The sequence below is a fragment of the Neopusillimonas aromaticivorans genome (assembly GCF_030344915.1).
Classification (GTDB): Bacteria; Pseudomonadota; Gammaproteobacteria; order Burkholderiales; family Burkholderiaceae_B; genus Neopusillimonas; species Neopusillimonas aromaticivorans.
Genome location: NZ_CP128233.1, coordinates 206,544 through 223,973, shown reverse-complemented (window position 1 = coordinate 223,973; position 17,430 = coordinate 206,544). Strand labels below are relative to the sequence as shown.

Sequence of the window (17,430 nt, the reverse complement as noted above, 5' to 3'; positions counted from 1 at the left end):
TCCAGCTATTCTAGGAAGGGGCCTTGCGAACCGGAACGAAGAGTTAGTGCTAACCTTATTCGGGGTGATGCAATATGGTTATGCGTGCCGGTTCTAGGCAGGGAAAGGGCCGTTTAATGACGTTTTTAAATCTGGATTTCAGGTCTGGATGACGTTGTTGTTTACAAATAAAGCCAGTTGTCGTTCAGATTTTGGTTGTGCTGTTATTCAACGTCTTCGTCATCGAAGTCATCCTCTGAACCGATCCAGTTATCGTGCTGAGACGTTGATTGCGGTAGCAGTTTGACCTTGACCGGCTTGGCACCCCAGACTTCTTCAAGGTTGTAGTAGCGACGGATTTCGGGTTGCATGCAGTGAATCACGATATCACCCAGGTCGAGCAGTACCCATTCACCGGTATCCTGGCCTTCGTAGGCGACAATCGGGATCTTTTGTGCGCGGGCGGCATCCGCAACGCTGGATGCAAGCGCCCGGGTTTGACGGTTTGAGGTGCCGCTGGCAATCACGACGCGATCGAACATGCTGGTGATATCCGTGGTGTTGAATACTTTGATGTCCTGGGCTTTTACGTCTTCCAGGGCATCAATGACGAGGCGTTGCAATTTTTGAATATTCATGGTCTTCTGGTTTTGACTTTTACTTTGGTTTTATAGGCACCGCGTGCCTGTCAGTGGTGGTAAAGGTGATGCTGCTGAATATACTGCAGTATTTGGGGTCAAGCATCGTGTCTGCAGGTTGTCCGGCTTTCAGCAGGCGACGTATTTGTGTGGCAGAAATGGCAATGGGTTCGAAGGGAACTTCGATCAGTGGTTTTTTAAGGGTATCGAGCAGCCAGGCCAGTGGTGCCGGTGTTGTTACGGTACTTCCAGGACGACGTGCGACGACCAGGTGCACATACGTCACGATATCTTCCCACCGGTGCCAGGTACAGAAATTTTCCAGTTGGTCTGCACCGAGAATCCAGAAATATTGCGCTGTACGCGGCATGTCCTGGAGGGTATCAATCGTGTAGGTTTTACCACCACGCATGATTTCTGCTGGATTTGCTGCCAGGCCATGGTGCCCTTGTATGGCCAGTTCCACCATGGCCAGCCGATGGGTCGCTGAAGCGTTCAGCGGCTTGCGCTGCCATGGGTCTGCAGCAGGCAGCAACTGGACCTGGTCAAGCCCAAGCTGCGACAGTGCTGCGTTAGCCAGCAAGATATGCGCCCGATGAACGGGGTCAAAGCTGCCCCCAAGCAGCCCGATTTTTTCAGAGCCATTCACGCGGGGTCAGGTAGGCCGCCAGTTCAGCCTCGGGTGTATCGGGTTCCGGAGTGTAATTGTAGCGCCACGCAGCCATGGGGGGCATCGACAGCAGGATGGATTCGGTCCTGCCACCTGATTGCAGCCCGAACAGGGTGCCCCGGTCGAAGACCAGGTTGAATTCGACGTAGCGACCACGTCGGTAGGCTTGAAACTCGCGCTCGCGCTGGCCGAAGGGCAGGCTGCGGCGTTTTTCGACGATGGGCAGATAGGCCTCCAGGAAGCAGTCACCTACCGATTGGACAAGCGCAAAGCTTTCGTCAAACCCGCCTTCGTTCAGGTCATCGAAAAAGATGCCACCCACCCCCGGGTTTCTTTGCGATGTTTCAGGTAGAAGTATTGGTCACACCAGGTTTTGTAGGCCGGGTATTTATCGGCACCGAAGGGGCCAGGGCATTGGCGCATACCTGATGGAAATGGCGGGCATCTTCCTCGAAGGGGTAATACGGTGTCAGGTCAAGCCCGCCGCCAAACCAGAATACGTCGGTATCGGGCTCGTTTTCCGGAGCGCGCGCAACAAACATGCGCACGTTCATGTGGGTGGTCGGAATGAAGGGGTTGCGCGGGTGCAGTACCAGGGAAACCCCCATGGCTTCCCAGGCCCGTCCGGCCAGTTCCGGGCGGTGGGAACTGGCGGACGGGGGAGTGTTTTGCCCTGGACATGGCTGAACAATACGCCGGCGCGCTCGAACAGGGGGCCACCTTCGAGCAGGCGCGAAATGCCGCCACCGCCTTCCTCACGCGACCAGTGGTCGGTTTGGAATGTGCTGCCGTCGGCGGCTTCAAGCCCGGCAACGATGCGCGATTGCAGATCCAGAAAATAATCGTAAGCGGCGGAAATTGGAACAACCATGGGTACGTTCAACCTTAAGATGACAGCGCCCTGTGTCCGGCCAGGCCGGACACAGGGGTTAGTTGGACTCGTGGGGCAGGGCGCGCCAGCCGATGTCGGAACGGTACTGGCGACCTTCGAATTGCACCTGATGAACGGCGCGGTACGCTGTTTCTTGCGCGCGCTTGACCGAGTCGCCCAAGGCAGTCACACACAATACGCGACCGCCACTGGTTTTGAGAACATTGTTTTCAAGCCGCGTACCGGCATGAAAGACGCGGCAATCGTCTGTATCGGCCGGCAACGCCGTGATCGGGTCACCCGACCGTGGGTCGGCAGGGTAGTTTTCGGCCGCAATAACAACACCCAGTGCGGTGCGGCGATCCCAATCGATGACGGCTTGTTCGAGCGTGCCATTGACGGCATGCTCGAATACATCGGTCAGGTCGCTTTTGATACGCATCATGATGGGCTGGGTTTCCGGGTCGCCCATGCGACAGTTGAATTCCAGAACTTTCAGCGGACGAGTGGCGTCAGGGCCATCGCCGATCATCAGGCCGGCATACAGGAAACCGGTATACGGTACGCCGTCTCTGGCCATGCCCTGAAGCGTCGGGTGAATGACTTCACGCATGATGCGGTTGTGCAGGGCAGGACTGACAACCGGCGCGGGTGAATAAGCCCCCATGCCGCCGGTATTGGGGCCCTGGTCGTTGTCGAGCAAGCGTTTGTGATCTTGACTGGTCGCCATGGCCAGCACTTGCTGATCGTCACACATCACTATGAAACTGGCTTCTTCACCGATCAGGCACTCTTCGATGACGACTCGTGCACCGGCCTGGCCGAATGCCCCATTGCCCAGCATGTTGTCGATGGCGTCGAATGCTTGTTCGAGGGTTTCGGCCACAACCACCCCTTTACCGGCGGCCAGACCGTCGGCCTTGACCACAATGGGCGCACCCTGTGCTTCGATGTAGGCTTTGGCTTTTACCGGGTCGGTGAAGGTCTGGTAAGCCGCCGTCGGGATGTTGTGGCGGACCATGAAGGCCTTGGCGTAGTCTTTTGAACTTTCAAGTTGTGCAGCCTGACGTGTAGGGCCAAAAATTTTCAGGCCGGCTGCGCGAAACGTATCGACAACGCCTGCGGCCAAGGGCGCTTCCGGACCGACGACCGTGAATGCGATACCTTCACGCCGGGCAAATTCGACCAGCTCGTTGTGGTCAGAGATGGCGATGTTTTCAAGCAGGTCAGTGGTTGCCGTCCCCCGTTGCCAGGGGCAACGAAGACTTTTGCACGCGGGCTGACTGGGCCAGGCGCCAGGCGATTGCATGTTCGCGGCCACCACCGCCAATTACCAGAAGTTTCATATCAGCTTTACAGTTTGGGTTATTCAGTTTCGTTGAAAACGGCCGTCGTGTAGACCTCTTGCACGTCGTCCAGACCTTCGAGCATGTCGATCATTTTTTGCATCTTTTGTGCGTCTTCACCGGTCAGCTCGATTTCGTTCAGGGCTTTCATCACGATTTCCTGAACCTCAGGCACCAGACCTGCTGCGGCAAAGGCATCTTTTACGGCAGCAAAGTCAGACGGTTCACAAGTCACTTCGATCAGGCCATCGTCGTCCGACACAATATCTTCGGCGCCAGCTTCAAGAGCGGCTTCCATGACCTTGTCTTCAGAGGTGCCGGGTGCAAACAGGAACTGCCCGCAATGTTTGAACAGGAAGGCGACCGAGCCCTCGACGCCCAGATTGCCCCCGTGTTTTGACAGGGCGTGGCGCACTTCGGCAACTGTGCGTTGGCGGTTGTCGGTCATGCAGTCAATAACCACGGCGGCGCCGTTGATGCCATAGCCCTCGTAACGAATTTCTTCGTAATTGGAGTCATCGCCGCCACCGGCACCGCGCGTAATGGCGCGCAGGATATTGTCCTTGGGCATGTTGGCCGCAGTGGCTTTGTCCCAGTGCCAGCCGCAGGCGTGGGTTGGCATCGGGGTCAGGCCCGGCAGCACGTGCTGCGACGGTGATTTCACGAATGATTTTTGTCCAGATTTTGCCGCGCTTGGCGTCTTGACGCCCCTTGCGGTGCTGGATATTTGCCCATTTACTGTGTCCGGCCATATGCGATGTCTGTGGTTGGTCTGAAATAAAGTTTATGATTTTAGCGCGTTCAATCAACTCACAAGGTAATCCGCATGGCTGATCCAATAGTTCTGGGCAAGAACGCCCACACCGACGTCGCATTGTTGCCTGCGTTGGCCAACCGGCACGGGTGCATTACCGGGGCGACCGGTACGGGTAAAACGGTTACGCTTCAGGTGATGGCCCAGGCATTTTCGCAGGCGGGTGTGCCGGTGTTTCTGGCGGACGTGAAAGGTGACCTGAGCGGCATCTCGCAGGCGGCGCAACCGAATCCCAAGTTGCAAGAGCGGTTGGCCCGGATGGGCTTGCCTGAACCGGCCTGGGGTGGGTGTCCGGTAACCTTCTGGGATGTTTTCGGTGAAAAAGGGCATCCGGTGCGTGCGACCGTGTCGGATATGGGGCCGCTGCTACTGGCGCGCATGCTGGAATTGAATGACACCCAGGAAGGGGTGCTGAATATTGTGTTCCGCCTGGCGGATGATGAAGGCCATTTGCTGCTTGACCTCAAAGATTTGCGCGCCCTGTTGCAGCACGTGGCCGAGCGCTCGTCAGAGTTGCGCACGCAATACGGCAACGTCTCGCCGGCGTCGGTCGGCGCGATTCAGCGCAGCTTGCTACGACTTGAGTCGCAGGGGGCAGACCAGTTTTTTGGTGAGCCCATGCTGGATATCCACGACTTCATTCGTGTCAATGAAAAAGGGCAGGGGTTGTCAATATCCTGGCAGCCGACCGTTTGATGCAGTCTCCGCGGTTGTATGGCGTGTTCCTGCTCTGGATGCTGGCCGAGTTGTATGAAACCCTGCCCGAAGTGGGGGACCTTGAAAAACCGAAGTTTGTGTTCTTTTTCGATGAGGCTCATTTGTTGTTTGCCGATGCACCCAAAGTACTGGTTGAAAAAATCGAGCAAGTGGCCAGGCTTGTGCGATCCAAAGCGGTGGGTGTCTATTTTGTGACCCAGAACCCGCTGGACATCCCGGATACGATTTTGGGTCAGTTGGGTAACCGTGTGCAGCACGCCTTGCGTGCCTTCACTCCGCGCGACCAGAAAGCCGTGCGTTCTGCGGCACAGACCATGCGCCCGAACCCGTCGCTGGACATTGAGGCGGCGATTACCGAGCTGGGTGTTGGCGAGGCGCTGGTTTCGCTACTGGATGAAAAAGGGCGTCCCGGTGTCACCGAACGTGTCTGGATGGTGGCGCCGGGCAGTCGTATCGGCCCGGCCACGGATGTCGAACGGTCGGCCATTCGGTCGGCCTCGTTGTTGGGGGCAAGTACGATCGTGCGGTTGACCGCGAGTCGGCCTATGAGGTGTTGCTGGCACGCGCGAACAAGGGTGTGGCCGATGTGTCGTCAACTGCTGAAAAATCCGAAGGCGACGGGGTGATGGGGGTTGTTACCGATTTCTTGTTTGGCAGCACCGGCCCGCGTGGCGGGCGGCGTGACGGCGTGGTGCAGTCTGTGGCCAAAAGCATGGTCAGACGAGCTGCCACGCAATTGCTGCGTGGCGTTCTGGGTTCGCTGACCGGGCGACGTTAAGCGGCGTCCTGCTCAACAGGGGCTGCCCCCGTGTGCAAGGTGCCGCAGGCTGCACCAAGGGTATGTCTTCAGTCTTCGAGGTGGTAGCGCTGGACGCGTTCCACCTCGTTTTTCGAGCCCAGGATGACACCGATACGCTGGTGCAGGCCTTCGGGCTGCACATCAAGGATGCGCACGTCACCATCGATCGCTGCACCACCGGCCTGTTCAACCAGCATGCTCATGGGGTTGGCCTCATACATCAGGCGCAGTTTGCCTTTTTTGCCTGAGGCGCGGGCATCGCGGGGGTACATGAAAATACCGCCGCGGGTCATGATGCGATGAACATCGGCCACCATCGAGGCAATCCAGCGCATGTTGTAGTCTTTGCCCAAGGGGCCGGTTTTACCCGCCAGGCAGTCGTCAATGTAACGCTTGACGGGTGTTTCCCAGTGCCGCATGTTGGACATGTTGATGGCAAATTCGGCCGTGTCTTCCGGAATGCGCATGTTTTCTGTCGTCAGCACCCACGAGCCCATTTCGCGGTCAAGGGTGAAGCCAACCACACCGGTACCCACTGTCAGAACCAGCATGCTTTGGGGCCCGTAAACGGCATACCCTGCGGCAACCTGCCGGCTGCCGGGTTGCAGGAAGTCTTTCTCTTCAATGTCACGGCCGGCCGCATCGGCGGGCGCTTGCAGCACCGAGAAAATGGTGCCGATCGAGACGTTGACGTCAATGTTGGACGAGCCGTCAAGCGGATCGAACATCAACAGGTATTCGCCTTTCGGGTAACGGTGCGGGATGCGATGGATGGTTTCCATTTCCTCTGAAGCCATGGCCGCCAGGTGACCGCCCCATTCGTTGGCCTCCAGCAAGATTTCATTGGACATGACATCGAGTTTTTCTGGACTTCGCCCTGGACGTTTTCGCTTTCCAGGCTGCCTAAGACACCGCCCAGGGCACCTTTGCCAACGGCATGGCTGATGGCCTTGCAGGCGCGGGCCACCGTTTCGATCAGCAGCCTTACTTCGGCAGAGACGGCGCCTTTGAGGCGTTGTTGTTCGACCAGGTATTGGGTCAGGGTTTTACGTTTCACGGTGATGTGCTCCGGATAGGGTTGTACCAGCGTCAGTCTTACAGACTGAGCGCCTTGGAAATAATTTCTTCGACATTGCGTGACAGCCCTGCATGTTGCTGTATGCGCTCGAGCCGTTTCTTCACGGCATTCCGTGCTTCAGGAACAAGTCGTGCCCAGTGGTCAAACGCGCGGGAAAGGCGAGCGGCAATTTCAGGGTTGAGGGCATCCAGTGCAATGACTTGTTCAGCCCAGAAATCGTAGCCTGCATCGCAATAAATACCCGGCAGATTGTTCAGGCAGAACTGGAAGACCAGTGAGCGAGCGCGGTTCGGGTTACGCAGCGTAAAGGCAGGGTGCTGCATCAGTGCCCGTACCGCCGCTACATCGGTACTCTGTGCGGTTGCCTGAAGGGCAAACCAGCGGTCGATGACCAGAGGGTTGTGTTGCCATTGCGTGTAAAACGAGGTCAGGGCAGCTTCACGTTGTACGGTGTTGCCGTAGTTAACCAACGTGGATAGCCCTGCCATGCGATCGGTCATGTTGCCTGCGTTGTCGTACTGGGCCTGGGCCAGGGTGTCGGCCCCCGCCACGTTGCCTGCAGCCAGGTAGCCCAACGCACAGTTTTGCAGCGCACGTGCGCCTGCGGATGCCGGATCAGGTGAGTACGGTTTGCCTTTCTGGCGGTCTGCTTGTGTCTGATACAGGCGTTGCCATTCAGAGGCCAGTGCTGCGCCCAGCCGGGTGCGTAGCTCGCGCCGTGCGCGTGCAACGGCGACCGGATTGATGACTGGCATTTTCTCCATCAGGATGCGCTCGCCGGGCAAGGTGAACATGCGGGCCTTGTAAGCGGCCCCCAGCGCCGGGTCGGTGGCCAGAGTGCACCAGGTGTCGACCAGCAGATTGACCGCTGGACTGTTGGCGTCGGGCGTTTGCGCCATGGCCAGCAGGCAACGGGTGGCCAGCAACTGGGCCGCTTCCCAGCGGGCGAAGGGCTCGGGGTCGGTACGGGCCAACAGGGCCAGTTCGTTGTCGGTGTAGGCATAATCAACAATCACCGGCGCCGAAAAGCCGCGCAGAAGGGATGGCACAGGCTGGGCATCAATGTCATTGAATACCCAGGTCTGGCGTTGCTCCTTCAGGTCGAGCACCAGCGTTTCGCCGCACTGGTCGCCAGACTTGAGTGTGAAGGCCCGGCCATCAGGCCCAAGCAAGCCCAAGGCAAACGGGATATGCAGCGGTGGTTTGGTCGTTGGCGGGTTCTGCAGCTTTTCGACGCCGACCGGAGCGCACTGTTGAGCAAGGGTGACGGCACACTGCCGGGTGCTGGCGTCATAGTCGAGGGTGACGTTGACCTGTGGGGTACCTGCCTGGCTGTACCAGCGCCGGAACACCGAAAGACTTTCACCGGGTCGTTGCTGCTGATAGACGCTGTCCATGGCATCGACGAAATCGTCGCAGGTGACGGCCTGCCCGTCGTGGCGGGCAAAATATACAGCCATGCCGGCCTGAAAGCCTTCTTCACCCAGCAACGTATGTTGCATGCGAATGATTTCGGCCCCTTTTTCGTAGACTGTCGCGGTGTAAAAGTTACCGATTTCCTGATAGCTTTCAGGACGAATGGGGTGGGCCATTGGCCCCGCGTCTTCAGGAAACTGGGCGCTGCGCAACGCGGTGACGTCATCAATGCGTTTGACTGCCCGGGCGCTGGCCGCTTCGGCGGCCGGCAAGCCGCGAGCCATCATGTCGGCTGAAAACTCCTGGTCGCGAAACACCGTGAGCCCTCTTTGAGCGAGAGCTGGAACCAGTCACGGCAGGTAATACGGTTGCCCGTCCAGTTGTGAAAGTACTCGTGTCCGATGACGCTTTCAATGGCGTCGTAGGTGGCGTCGGTGGCGGTCTGGCTGTCGGCCAGGACATAGGCCGAATTGAATACGTTCAGCCCTTTGTTTTCCATGGCCCCCATGTTGAAGTCGCGCGCGGCGACAATCATGAAGCGGTCAAGGTCGAGTTCAAGATTGAAACGAGTTTCGTCCCAGGTGACCGACCGGTGAAGGCATTCGAGGGCCCAGGCGGTGCGGTCGTAATCGCCTTTATCGCTGTACACCTGCAGCAGCGCAGTGCGCCCGCTGCGGGTTGTGATGGTTTGCTCGCGGCAGTCGAAGTCACCGGCCACCAGGGCAAACAGGTAGCAGGGTTTGGGATGGGGTCTTCCCAGATGGCTTGTTGCCGCCCGTCAGGCAGCGTTTCTGTTGACAGCAGGTTGCCGTTTGACAGCAGGTGCGGATAACGCGCCGGATCTGCACGCAAGGTGACGGTGTAGCGCGACATGACGTCGGGCCGGTCGGCAAACCAGGTGATCCGGCGAAACCCCTCGGCTTCGCATTGAGTGAACAGGCTTTCCCTGATTGGTACAAGCCCATCAGGGTGGTGTTTTCGGCCGGGCGGCAGGTACTGACAATGTCGATGATGAATGCGCCATGGCGGGGGTGCAGTGTCAGTGTTTCGGCATTCAGCGTGTAGTCGGCCGGTGAAAGTGCCTGACCATTGATGGCTACCGATTCCAGCGTCAGGGATTCACCGTCCAGCACCAGCGGCATGGGCTGCGCATTGGAGCTCTCGACCGTCAGGCGTGAGTGCACCCGCGTCAGATCTGGCGCCAGGTCGAAAGCCAGGTCGACCTGGGGTATGCGATACGGGTAGGGGGTGTAATCGGTTCGGCGAATGGTCGGGGAAGTGTCTGTGCGCATAATGACCTATGTGGCTGTCCCTGCAGCGCGCGGTGCTTTTATGCCCGCATCGATGCGAAAGGTGTATTGTAATGTTTAGCCTGTTTTACAACGTGTCTGGTGATCGTCATGAAGCTTTCCACCTTATCACGGGTCGCTGCGGCCCGCCTGTGTCTGATTTTTTCGGTGTGTTTCTGCTCGGTGGGTGTGCGTCGACGTTGTCGGCCAGGGTCACGACATTTTCACAGTGGCCTGCCAATGTCGAGGGGCAGACCTATCGAATTGAACCCGGCCAGGGGCAGTCAAACAATCTTGAATACCAGACCTATGCCGACATGGTGCGGGCTTCGGCAGGCCGAACGGGGTTGGTCGAGGCGCGTGGGGGCCAGAAGCCCAGGTTTGTCATGTCGTTCACGTATCAGAACCCGGTCAGCCAAAGCTGGGTACAGCAGTATGCCGATCCGTATTTTTACAATGGCCCGTTCGTTGCGCCCTGGGCCGGATTTTATGGCCCGCATTTTGGTTGGGGTGCTGGCATGCTGTATTCGCCACCTGTCGTGAATGTGCCGGTAACGGTTTACAAGAATACATTTACGCTGGTAATCAATGACCAGCAGCATGATGCCGCCGAGGTTTATCGATCAACTTCGGTTATTTTGTCTTCGGAAGACAATTTGCCGCAGTTGATGCCCTATCTGGTGCGGTCTGTTTTTGATGGCTTTCCGGAAAATAATGGCAGCACTCGCGATATTACCTACGATTTGCCAAAATGACCCTTAAATAAAAAAGACCGGTCACGCCGGTTGGCCGGGACGAACAGATAGGAAGTGGCTTCAACAGGCAGCATGGGAAGACTCCGTGGGTCTTTTAAAACAGCCAGCTGCCGGGGCAGCTGCCTGGGCGATTGGTTGTCAGAAAGGGTTTGCATGGGTTTGTCCTGGTTGTTATTTGAGAAGAACGGCGCGGGCTTCCATGGCCAGATGGCCTTCATGGTTGCGCGCCCAGAGGATGATTTCGTTGGTGCCGTTTACAGGCTTGCCGCAGACATAAAACGGGTGGATGTCAAACAGCGGGCTGACCGCACGGAAACTGAACGATGTCACGGTGGCGCCCGGGCATTGGCGGGCGACCAGATCGAGCAAAAGGGTTGCAATCAGGGGGCCATGCACAACCAGCCCGGGGTAGCCCTCAACTTCGGTGACGTAGTCGCGGCTGTAATGGATCCGGTGGCCATTGAATGTCAGTGCCGAATAACGGAACAGCAACGTGTCGGTTGGTGTGATTTTGCGTTCCCAGTGTGGCGTCCGCCGGGCAAGCCACGGGTTTGGGCACGGCGGCGTCGGCCGTCGGCATGTCGCGGTAAACGATGTCGTGTTCCTCGACGACCGCCATGGTGCCGCCGGTCCAGATTTCATGACGGGCGAGTACAAAAACCAATGGGCCGGTACGCCCTTGCTTGGTGTCGACGCTGACGACAGTTGACTTTCGGGTAATTTCGCTGCCGACGTTGATCGGGCCCAGGAAAGACAAACGGCTTCCGGCCCACATGCGTCGTGGCAGCGGCACTGGTGGCAGAAAACCACCGCGGGCCGGGTGGCCGTCGGGTCCAAGCTCGGATTGCGGCGCCGCAGGCAGACAAAAAGCCAGTGCCAGCAGGGTGGCAGGTTCGCAGGCGGCCGCGTGATCAGTGGCTGGTTGTCCAGAGTTGCGGCCAGTGCAGCGATTGGCCAGGCGGTAATGGTGTCTGATACCGTCTCAGACTTTTGTTCCCATTGTTTCAGGTAGGGCAGGTCAATAACTGAGGTCATGATGGCGTGTTCTGGAAAAGGGGTTTAAACAGGTTGGGTGACAGGATGCGGCAAGTTGGCCGCAGGTACAATTCGTATTTATTAAATGCAGGTTAAGCGCTGCTTAAGTCGTTCTGTTTTGCGGTAGTCTTGTTTGCCCTGCGGGTAGCCCTTTGTGAATGATTCCAGCTTATGGCTTATCGTTTCGATCTGATTGATTTGCAGTTGCTGGTCAGTGGTTTGGCTCATCCGCTCTCGTGTCAGTCCAGCATCAGTTTTTCTGATGCCTGGGCATCGCGCGAGCTGAACATTTGTACGCGTGACCCGGCCGCCTTGTCGCCCTTGGCGCGTAAACTGGTCGATTTTTTGGTTCAGGGTCAATAGCCCGGGTCATTTTTTCAGGAAGAAAACAGCATATGTCAGAGACGGTTGGTTTTCGGGTGGCCGCATTGCAGACGGTGTCATCGACGAGCGTCGACGACAATCTAAAGCAGGCGGCTGTATTGGTGGCGCAAGCAGCCGGACAAGGCGCAAATCTTCTGGTTTTGCCTGAATATTTCTGCCTGATGGGGCAGCACGACCGTGACAAGGTGGCCATTCGTGAAAAGCCCGGGTCGGGCCCGATCCAGGATTTTCTGGCCGAACAGGCCGCACGGCATGGGGTCTGGCTGGTGGGCGGCACGCTCCCTCTTGAAAGCCCTGATTCCGAACGCATCTACAACACAACGCTGGTTTATGACCCGGCCGGCAAGCCGGTGGCTCGTTACGACAAGATTCATCTTTTCGGCTTTCGTAAAGGCACTGAGGCGTACGATGAATCTGTTTCAATCCGGCCTGGCGAGAACACGCCACAAACCTTTCAGACACCGGTGGGCAAGGTGGGGTTGTCGATCTGCTACGATCTGCGTTTCCCCGAGTTGTACCGTGCGTTTGGTGAGGTGTCCCTGATCCTGGTACCGGCGGCTTTCACCTATACAACCGGGTCCGCGCATTGGGAAACCTTGCTCAAGGCACGCGCCATCGAGAACCAGTGTTATGTGCTGGCAGCGGCGCAAGGCGGCAAGCACCAAAATGGTCGGCGCACCTGGGGGCATTCGATGCTGGTTGATCCTTGGGGTGACGTCATTGACTGTCTGCCGGAAGGGCCTGGGGTTGCAGGCGGGGTACTTGATATGCAGCGCCTTGCCGATGTGCGTGCATCACTGCCGGCATTGGCACACCGCGTGCTCTGACAGGTGGCCATGCCATCGACAGGGGCGTATTGCCAGGTAATGGCCTAGCGTTTAAACGAATTAAATTTTAAGGTAATGTCTACGATATGAAGAGTGCAGATTCCGGCATCAACGCGCTGGCGACGGCGAAATCCTTTCTGCTTGACCCGTGGGGGTTGACAGAGGCCGATATGGCGCGCGCTCTGGGCGAAATTTTCACCCGCAAAGTCGATTATGCCGATCTGTATTTCCAGTACACCCGCAGCGAAGGCTGGAGTCTGGAAGAAGGGATTGTCAAGACCGGCAGTTTTTCGATTGGTCAGGGCGTGGGTGTACGCGCCATCAGCGGCGAAAAGACGGCATTTGCCTATTCCGATACTCTGTCGCCCGAGGCCCTGTTGTCATCAGCGCGTGCGGTGCGTTCCATCGGCGCGAAAGGGGCAGGCAAACAGAAGGTCGTGGCTGGACCGGCCGACTTTGATCGTACCTTGTATCCGTTTACCGACCCGCTCAATACCTTGACTGCCCCCGAGAAGGTGGCCCTGCTTGAACGTGTCGAAGCGATGGCGCGTGCAGTTGATCCGCGTGTGATCCAGGTCATGGCAGGGTTAGGGGCTGAGTATGACGTGGTCATGGTGGCGGGCAGTGACGGTCGTCTGGCTGCCGATGTGCGCCCCTTGGTCCGCTTGTCGGTGACCGTGATCGCCGAGCGTAACGGTCGGCGTGAAATGGGGCATGCCGGTGGCGGGGGCGTGCAGGTCTGGGCTACTTTACCGACGAGGTGTTGCGCGGTTATGCGCAGCGTGCCGTACACGAGGCCTTGACCAATCTTGATGCGGTGGCGGCTCCGGCGGGTGAAATGACAGTTGTGCTGGGGTCGGGCTGGCCGGGTATCTTGCTGCATGAGGCGGTTGGTCACGGTCTTGAGGGCGATTTCAACCGCAAGGGTTCCAGTATTTTCTCGGGCCGCATTGGTGAGCGTGTTGCCGCCAAAGGCGTGACTGTCATTGATGACGGTACCTTGGCCGATCGTCGGGGTTCCCTGAATATTGACGACGAGGGTAACCCGACCCAGCGTACCGTGCTGATCGAAGACGGCATCTTGAAAGGGTATATGCAAGACACCATGAATGCCCGCCTGATGCGCCAGTCGATCACGGGTAACGGGCGGCGCGAATCCTTTGCGCACTTGCCCATGCCACGCATGACGAACACGTACATGCTGGGTGGCAATACGCCCGCTCCCGAGATCATTGCGTCGGTTAAAAAAGGTCTTTATGCGGTTAATTTCGGGGGTGGTCAGGTTGATATCACCAGCGGCAAGTTCGTGTTTTCGGCGTCTGAGGCGTACCTGATTGAAAACGGCCGGGTCACCCGTCCGGTGAAAGGTGCGACCCTGATCGGCAATGGCCCCGATGCGATGACGCGAGTGGCCATGGTGGGTGACGATATGCAGCTGGATTCGGGGGTGGGTACTTGCGGTAAAGAAGGTCAGAGCGTTCCTGTGGGTGTCGGGATGCCCACGATTCGTATTGATGGGCTGACGGTTGGGGGTACTGCTTGACATAAATCAGGGTGGCCGCTGTGTTGTTGTTGTACCGGCTGTCGCATTTGTTTAAGGCTTGAACTGTTTGGCTTTTTGCCAAGCCATTAGATCGAGGTCCGAAATGTTTCGGGCCTCTTTTTTTGCTCATTTCATTTTGTTGCCGTTTTCGCGCTTGATGGGTGTTTTTCGCAAGGTTTTAACGCGAAAACTGGTGAATAGTTTGTGCCGGGTAATGGGGAATTGATTGTTGACACGAATAATCAATGCCATTATAGTTTCAGTACGAATTAATTTAAGTGCAATCTTTCGCTTATGAATAATATGCCCGCAAACCTTCAGCACTACGACTTGCGTATTCTGCGCGCCCTGCGCCGTATTACGCGCGCTGTGGCCTTGCATTCGCGTCAATTGTCCGCAGTCAGCAATATCACCGCGCCGCAGTTGGTGTGTTTAAGGGCCGTTGTTGAAAATGGTCCACTGACGGCCACTGCGCTCAGTCGGGAAATTCACGTCAGTGCCAGTACCGTGGTGGGCATTCTCGATCGCCTTGAAGACAAAGGGTTGGTACGCCGAGAGCGTGGCCGTGAGGATCGTCGCATTGTGTTTGTCTGGCCGACCGAGGCCGGTATTGCGCTGGCTCAAGGCACGCCATCACCCTTGCAGCAAAAACTGGCCGAATCGCTCAATGCATTGCCCGAGCTCGAGCAAGCCACCATCACCTTGTCCCTTGAACGTATCGTAGACCTGATGGAGTCCGAAGGTGTTGCGGCACCCGAATCTGCGGCTGAACTGGCTTCGCCTCTTCTGGAGGTGCCTGATACCGGGCCTTTGCCCGAATCGGGTCTGGCGGTTGAGTGAGTACAGCAATGAATACTGAAGACTCATCACGAACGCTTCAGGCCCATTCACAGTCGGCCGAGCCTGGGCTGCGGTTGCCCGCAAGTGGGCTTGTGTTGCGGGCACCCTCACTTGATGATGCCCGGCATGTGCATGCCCTTGTTCAGGCCTGCCCGCCGCTGGATGTCAATTCTTTGTATGTGTATTTGCTTCTGGCGCACCACCACACTGAAACATGCGTGGTTGCGCAAAGCGCCAATGGGCTGCTCCAGGGTTTTGTGTCCGCTTATATACCGCCCAAGATGCCTGACACCTTGTTTGTGTGGCAAGTCGCCGTGCATGAAGGTGCCCGGGGTACAGGCTTGGGCGGAAAAATGTTAAGCCACCTGCTTGAACGTCCGATATTGTCCGGAATTTCGACCATTGAAACCACGGTCGGCCCCGACAACGCAGCGTCGCGCGGCATGTTTGCATCGCTGGCGCGCAAGCGCAACATGCAAATCACAGAGTCTGCGTTGTTCGAAATGCAACACTTTGGCCATGAGGCCCACGAAGAAGAACGTTTGCTGCGGCTGGGGCCGCTTTCAGCCTGCCCGGGCTGATGCGTCATTTTTGCCACGAGCAACGGGTTGTCGGTCGCTTGTGCACGCCAATGCAGTGTCATTCAACAAGAAAGCCGATCACCGGTCATTCAATCAAGCGGGCTATCCCGTTTTCAAAAATCGAGAGGAATCAATAATGATGGACTTAACTATTTTTGACCGGATGGAGTCTGAGGTTCGAGGCTACATTCGATCGTTCCCCGTTATCTTTAGCAAAGCCAAGGGGTCTGTGCTGATCGATCAGGAAGGTCGTGAGTATCTTGACTTTTTCGCGGGCGCAGGCACCCTTAATTATGGTCATAACAACCCCGTACTGAAAGAAAAACTGATCGAGTACGTGGCGTCTGATGGCGTTGTCCACGGACTGGATATGGCGACCGACGCCAAGAAATATTTCATGGAAACCTTTGAGCGGGTGTTGCTCAAGCCCCGTGGCTGGGACTACAAAATGCAGTTCACCGGTCCGACAGGCACAAACGCCGTCGAAGCGGCGCTCAAATTGGCCCGTCTGGTCAAGGGCCGCCAGAATGTTGTCGCCTTTACTCATGGTTTTCATGGTGTCAGTGGTGGGTCGCTGGCCGTCACGGCTAACCAGAAGTTCCGCGATGCGGCCGGGGTTTCGCTGGCCAACACCACGTTTGTCCCGTTCGATGGCTACATGGGCCCGGACTTCAACACCATTGACTACTTCGAACGCATGCTGGAAGACCCCAGCAGCGGCATGGATCTGCCGGCCGCAGTCATTGTGGAAACGGTGCAAGGCGAAGGAGGCGTGAACGTCGCCACACAGCGTTGGCTGCGTGATCTTGAAAAGTTGTGTCGCAAGTACGACATGCTCCTGATTGTCGATGATATTCAGGTCGGTTGTGGTCGTACAGGCACGTTTTTCAGTTTTGATTCTGTCGGTATCCGTCCCGATATCATCACCCTGTCCAAGTCGTTGTCCGGTTTTGGTTTGCCAATGTCCCTGGTGCTGATGAAGCCCGAGCTTGACATCTGGAAGCCTGGTTCTCACAGCGGTACGTTCCGCGGTAACAATCTGGCATTTGTTACCGCCGCCCAGGCTCTCGATAGTTACTGGGTCGACAAGCGCTTTGAAAACGAGGTTGGCCGTAAAGCAGAACTGGTGCGCGATCGTCTTGAAAGCATCGTTCAAAGCTATCCGTCTGCCGGTTTGAGTGTTCGGGGGCGTGGCCTGATTCAGGGGCTGGTAACGCCGCCAGACGACGATATCGCGAATGAAATTTCGCGCAAGGCGTTTGAATACGGCGTGGTCATCGAAACGTCGGGTGCCAATGACGAGGTGCTCAAGCTCTTGCCGGCCCTCACCATTGAGGAAGATCAGCTGCGCAAGGGGCTGGACATTATCGAGCGCAGTGTGGCCGAGGTATTCGAGATGCGTGGTGTCAGTGCAAAAGTTTTGAAATTCGGAGGTAAACGTCGATGATCGTAAAGAATGTTAAAGATGTAATCGGTACAGATCAGGAAGTGATTACTGAAAACTGGTTGAGCCGTCGCGTATTGCTCAAGAAAGATGGTATGGGGTTTTCATTTCACGAAACAGTCATTTTTCCGGGTACCGAAACTCATATCCACTACAAGAATCATCTTGAAGCGGTGTGGTGTATTGAAGGTGACGGTGAAATTGAAACCATCGCAGATGGCAAGAAATATGCGCTTGGTCCGGGTGTTGTGTATGCCCTGGACCAGCACGACGAGCATTGGTTGCGTGGTGGCAAAGAGCCGTTACGTGTAATTTGTGTGTTCAATCCACCGATTACCGGCAATGAAGTTCATGATGCCGATGGTGTTTATCCGGCCGAGGTGTCTGAGGCCGTCTGATTTTTT

Annotated in this window: 9 protein-coding genes and 9 pseudogenes; 9 read left to right on the top strand and 9 right to left on the bottom strand. The window is 57.0% G+C overall.

What is annotated here, in order from left to right; translation table 11 throughout:
- Positions 1-203 precede the first annotated feature (203 nt).
- From rsfS to N7E01_RS01165, 5 genes and pseudogenes are all read right to left on the bottom strand, one after another.
- A complete protein-coding gene (rsfS, locus tag N7E01_RS01185) occupies positions 204-617 on the bottom strand; it encodes a ribosome silencing factor (protein WP_289174198.1) in 414 nt (137 codons plus the stop codon).
- A gap of 50 nt (positions 618-667) precedes the next feature.
- Positions 668-1,266, bottom strand: a pseudogene (gene nadD, locus N7E01_RS01180) (nicotinate (nicotinamide) nucleotide adenylyltransferase).
- Positions 1,253-2,158 (bottom strand): annotated as a pseudogene (gene hemF / locus N7E01_RS01175) (oxygen-dependent coproporphyrinogen oxidase). Before hemF ends, nadD begins: the two co-directional pseudogenes overlap by 14 nt.
- A gap of 58 nt (positions 2,159-2,216) precedes the next feature.
- Positions 2,217-3,504 (bottom strand): annotated as a pseudogene (purD, locus tag N7E01_RS01170) (phosphoribosylamine--glycine ligase).
- A 19-nt stretch (positions 3,505-3,523) separates the two neighbouring features.
- Positions 3,524-4,256: pseudogene (locus N7E01_RS01165) on the bottom strand (YebC/PmpR family DNA-binding transcriptional regulator).
- A 74-nt stretch (positions 4,257-4,330) separates the two neighbouring features.
- Between N7E01_RS01165 and N7E01_RS01160 the strand changes: the two are divergent.
- Positions 4,331-5,813: pseudogene (locus N7E01_RS01160) on the top strand (helicase HerA-like C-terminal domain-containing protein).
- Positions 5,814-5,881: 68 nt separating this feature from the next.
- Here N7E01_RS01160 and N7E01_RS01155 read toward each other — a convergent pair.
- Together N7E01_RS01155 and pepN are read right to left on the bottom strand one after the other, a co-directional pair.
- Positions 5,882-6,891: pseudogene (locus N7E01_RS01155) on the bottom strand (class 1 fructose-bisphosphatase).
- Between the two features lie 38 nt (positions 6,892-6,929).
- Positions 6,930-9,620, bottom strand: a pseudogene (gene pepN / locus N7E01_RS01150) (aminopeptidase N).
- 71 nt (positions 9,621-9,691) lie between these two features.
- Here pepN and N7E01_RS01145 point away from each other — a divergent pair.
- Entirely contained in the window at positions 9,692-10,372 is a 681-nt protein-coding gene (locus tag N7E01_RS01145) for a DUF4136 domain-containing protein (RefSeq protein WP_289174191.1), read from the top strand.
- A 171-nt stretch (positions 10,373-10,543) separates the two neighbouring features.
- Here N7E01_RS01145 and N7E01_RS01140 read toward each other — a convergent pair.
- Positions 10,544-11,407: pseudogene (locus N7E01_RS01140) on the bottom strand (HTD2 family dehydratase).
- A 171-nt stretch (positions 11,408-11,578) separates the two neighbouring features.
- On the opposite strand from N7E01_RS01140, the gene N7E01_RS01135 reads away from it, so the two are divergent.
- From N7E01_RS01135 to tldD, 3 genes and pseudogenes are all read left to right on the top strand, one after another.
- Positions 11,579-11,770: a hypothetical protein gene (locus tag N7E01_RS01135; protein ID WP_289174187.1), complete on the top strand. Its 192-nt coding sequence runs from the start codon at positions 11,579-11,581 to the stop codon at positions 11,768-11,770.
- Positions 11,771-11,802: 32 nt separating this feature from the next.
- Positions 11,803-12,618, top strand: a complete 816-nt coding sequence (locus tag N7E01_RS01130; protein WP_289174185.1) for a carbon-nitrogen hydrolase family protein — start codon at positions 11,803-11,805, stop codon at positions 12,616-12,618.
- Between the two features lie 86 nt (positions 12,619-12,704).
- Positions 12,705-14,161 (top strand): annotated as a pseudogene (gene tldD, locus N7E01_RS01125) (metalloprotease TldD).
- Positions 14,162-14,287: 126 nt separating this feature from the next.
- On the opposite strand, the gene N7E01_RS01120 reads toward tldD, so the two are convergent.
- Positions 14,288-14,413 carry a hypothetical protein gene (locus tag N7E01_RS01120; RefSeq protein ID WP_289174183.1) on the bottom strand — a complete coding sequence of 42 codons (126 nt, stop codon included), beginning with the start codon at positions 14,411-14,413 and terminating at the stop codon, positions 14,288-14,290.
- 42 nt (positions 14,414-14,455) lie between these two features.
- Here N7E01_RS01120 and N7E01_RS01115 point away from each other — a divergent pair, with 42 nt between their 5' ends.
- The 4 genes from N7E01_RS01115 (at position 14,456) to N7E01_RS01100 (ending at position 17,424) form a co-directional block, all read left to right on the top strand.
- Complete coding sequence (locus N7E01_RS01115) at positions 14,456-15,001, top strand: MarR family winged helix-turn-helix transcriptional regulator (protein ID WP_289174181.1); 546 nt, start codon at positions 14,456-14,458, stop codon at positions 14,999-15,001.
- Positions 15,002-15,009: 8 nt separating this feature from the next.
- Positions 15,010-15,582: a diaminobutyrate acetyltransferase gene (gene ectA / locus N7E01_RS01110; protein WP_289174178.1), complete on the top strand. Its 573-nt coding sequence runs from the start codon at positions 15,010-15,012 to the stop codon at positions 15,580-15,582.
- Between the two features lie 139 nt (positions 15,583-15,721).
- A complete protein-coding gene (ectB, locus tag N7E01_RS01105; protein ID WP_289175867.1) occupies positions 15,722-17,029 on the top strand; it encodes a diaminobutyrate--2-oxoglutarate transaminase in 1,308 nt (435 codons plus the stop codon).
- Positions 17,026-17,424 (top strand): ectoine synthase, encoded by a 399-nt coding sequence (locus tag N7E01_RS01100; protein ID WP_289174177.1) that lies wholly within the window; start codon positions 17,026-17,028, stop codon positions 17,422-17,424. The genes ectB and N7E01_RS01100 overlap by 4 nt, the downstream gene beginning before the upstream one ends.
- Positions 17,425-17,430: the final 6 nt, after the last annotated feature.

Excerpts from the sequence above, each read along its gene's own strand:
- rsfS (WP_289174198.1), bottom strand. The coding sequence starts at position 617 with ATGAATATTCAAAAATTGCAACGCCTCGTCATTGATGCCCTGGAAGAC.
- N7E01_RS01145 (WP_289174191.1), top strand. The coding sequence starts at position 9,692 with ATGTTTAGCCTGTTTTACAACGTGTCTGGTGATCGTCATGAAGCTTTC.
- N7E01_RS01135 (WP_289174187.1), top strand. The coding sequence starts at position 11,579 with ATGGCTTATCGTTTCGATCTGATTGATTTGCAGTTGCTGGTCAGTGGT.
- N7E01_RS01130 (WP_289174185.1), top strand. The coding sequence starts at position 11,803 with ATGTCAGAGACGGTTGGTTTTCGGGTGGCCGCATTGCAGACGGTGTCA.
- N7E01_RS01120 (WP_289174183.1), bottom strand. The coding sequence starts at position 14,413 with ATGGCATTGATTATTCGTGTCAACAATCAATTCCCCATTACCCGGCAC.
- N7E01_RS01115 (WP_289174181.1), top strand. The coding sequence starts at position 14,456 with ATGAATAATATGCCCGCAAACCTTCAGCACTACGACTTGCGTATTCTG.
- ectA (WP_289174178.1), top strand. The coding sequence starts at position 15,010 with ATGAATACTGAAGACTCATCACGAACGCTTCAGGCCCATTCACAGTCG.
- ectB (WP_289175867.1), top strand. The coding sequence starts at position 15,722 with ATGGACTTAACTATTTTTGACCGGATGGAGTCTGAGGTTCGAGGCTAC.
- N7E01_RS01100 (WP_289174177.1), top strand. The coding sequence starts at position 17,026 with ATGATCGTAAAGAATGTTAAAGATGTAATCGGTACAGATCAGGAAGTG.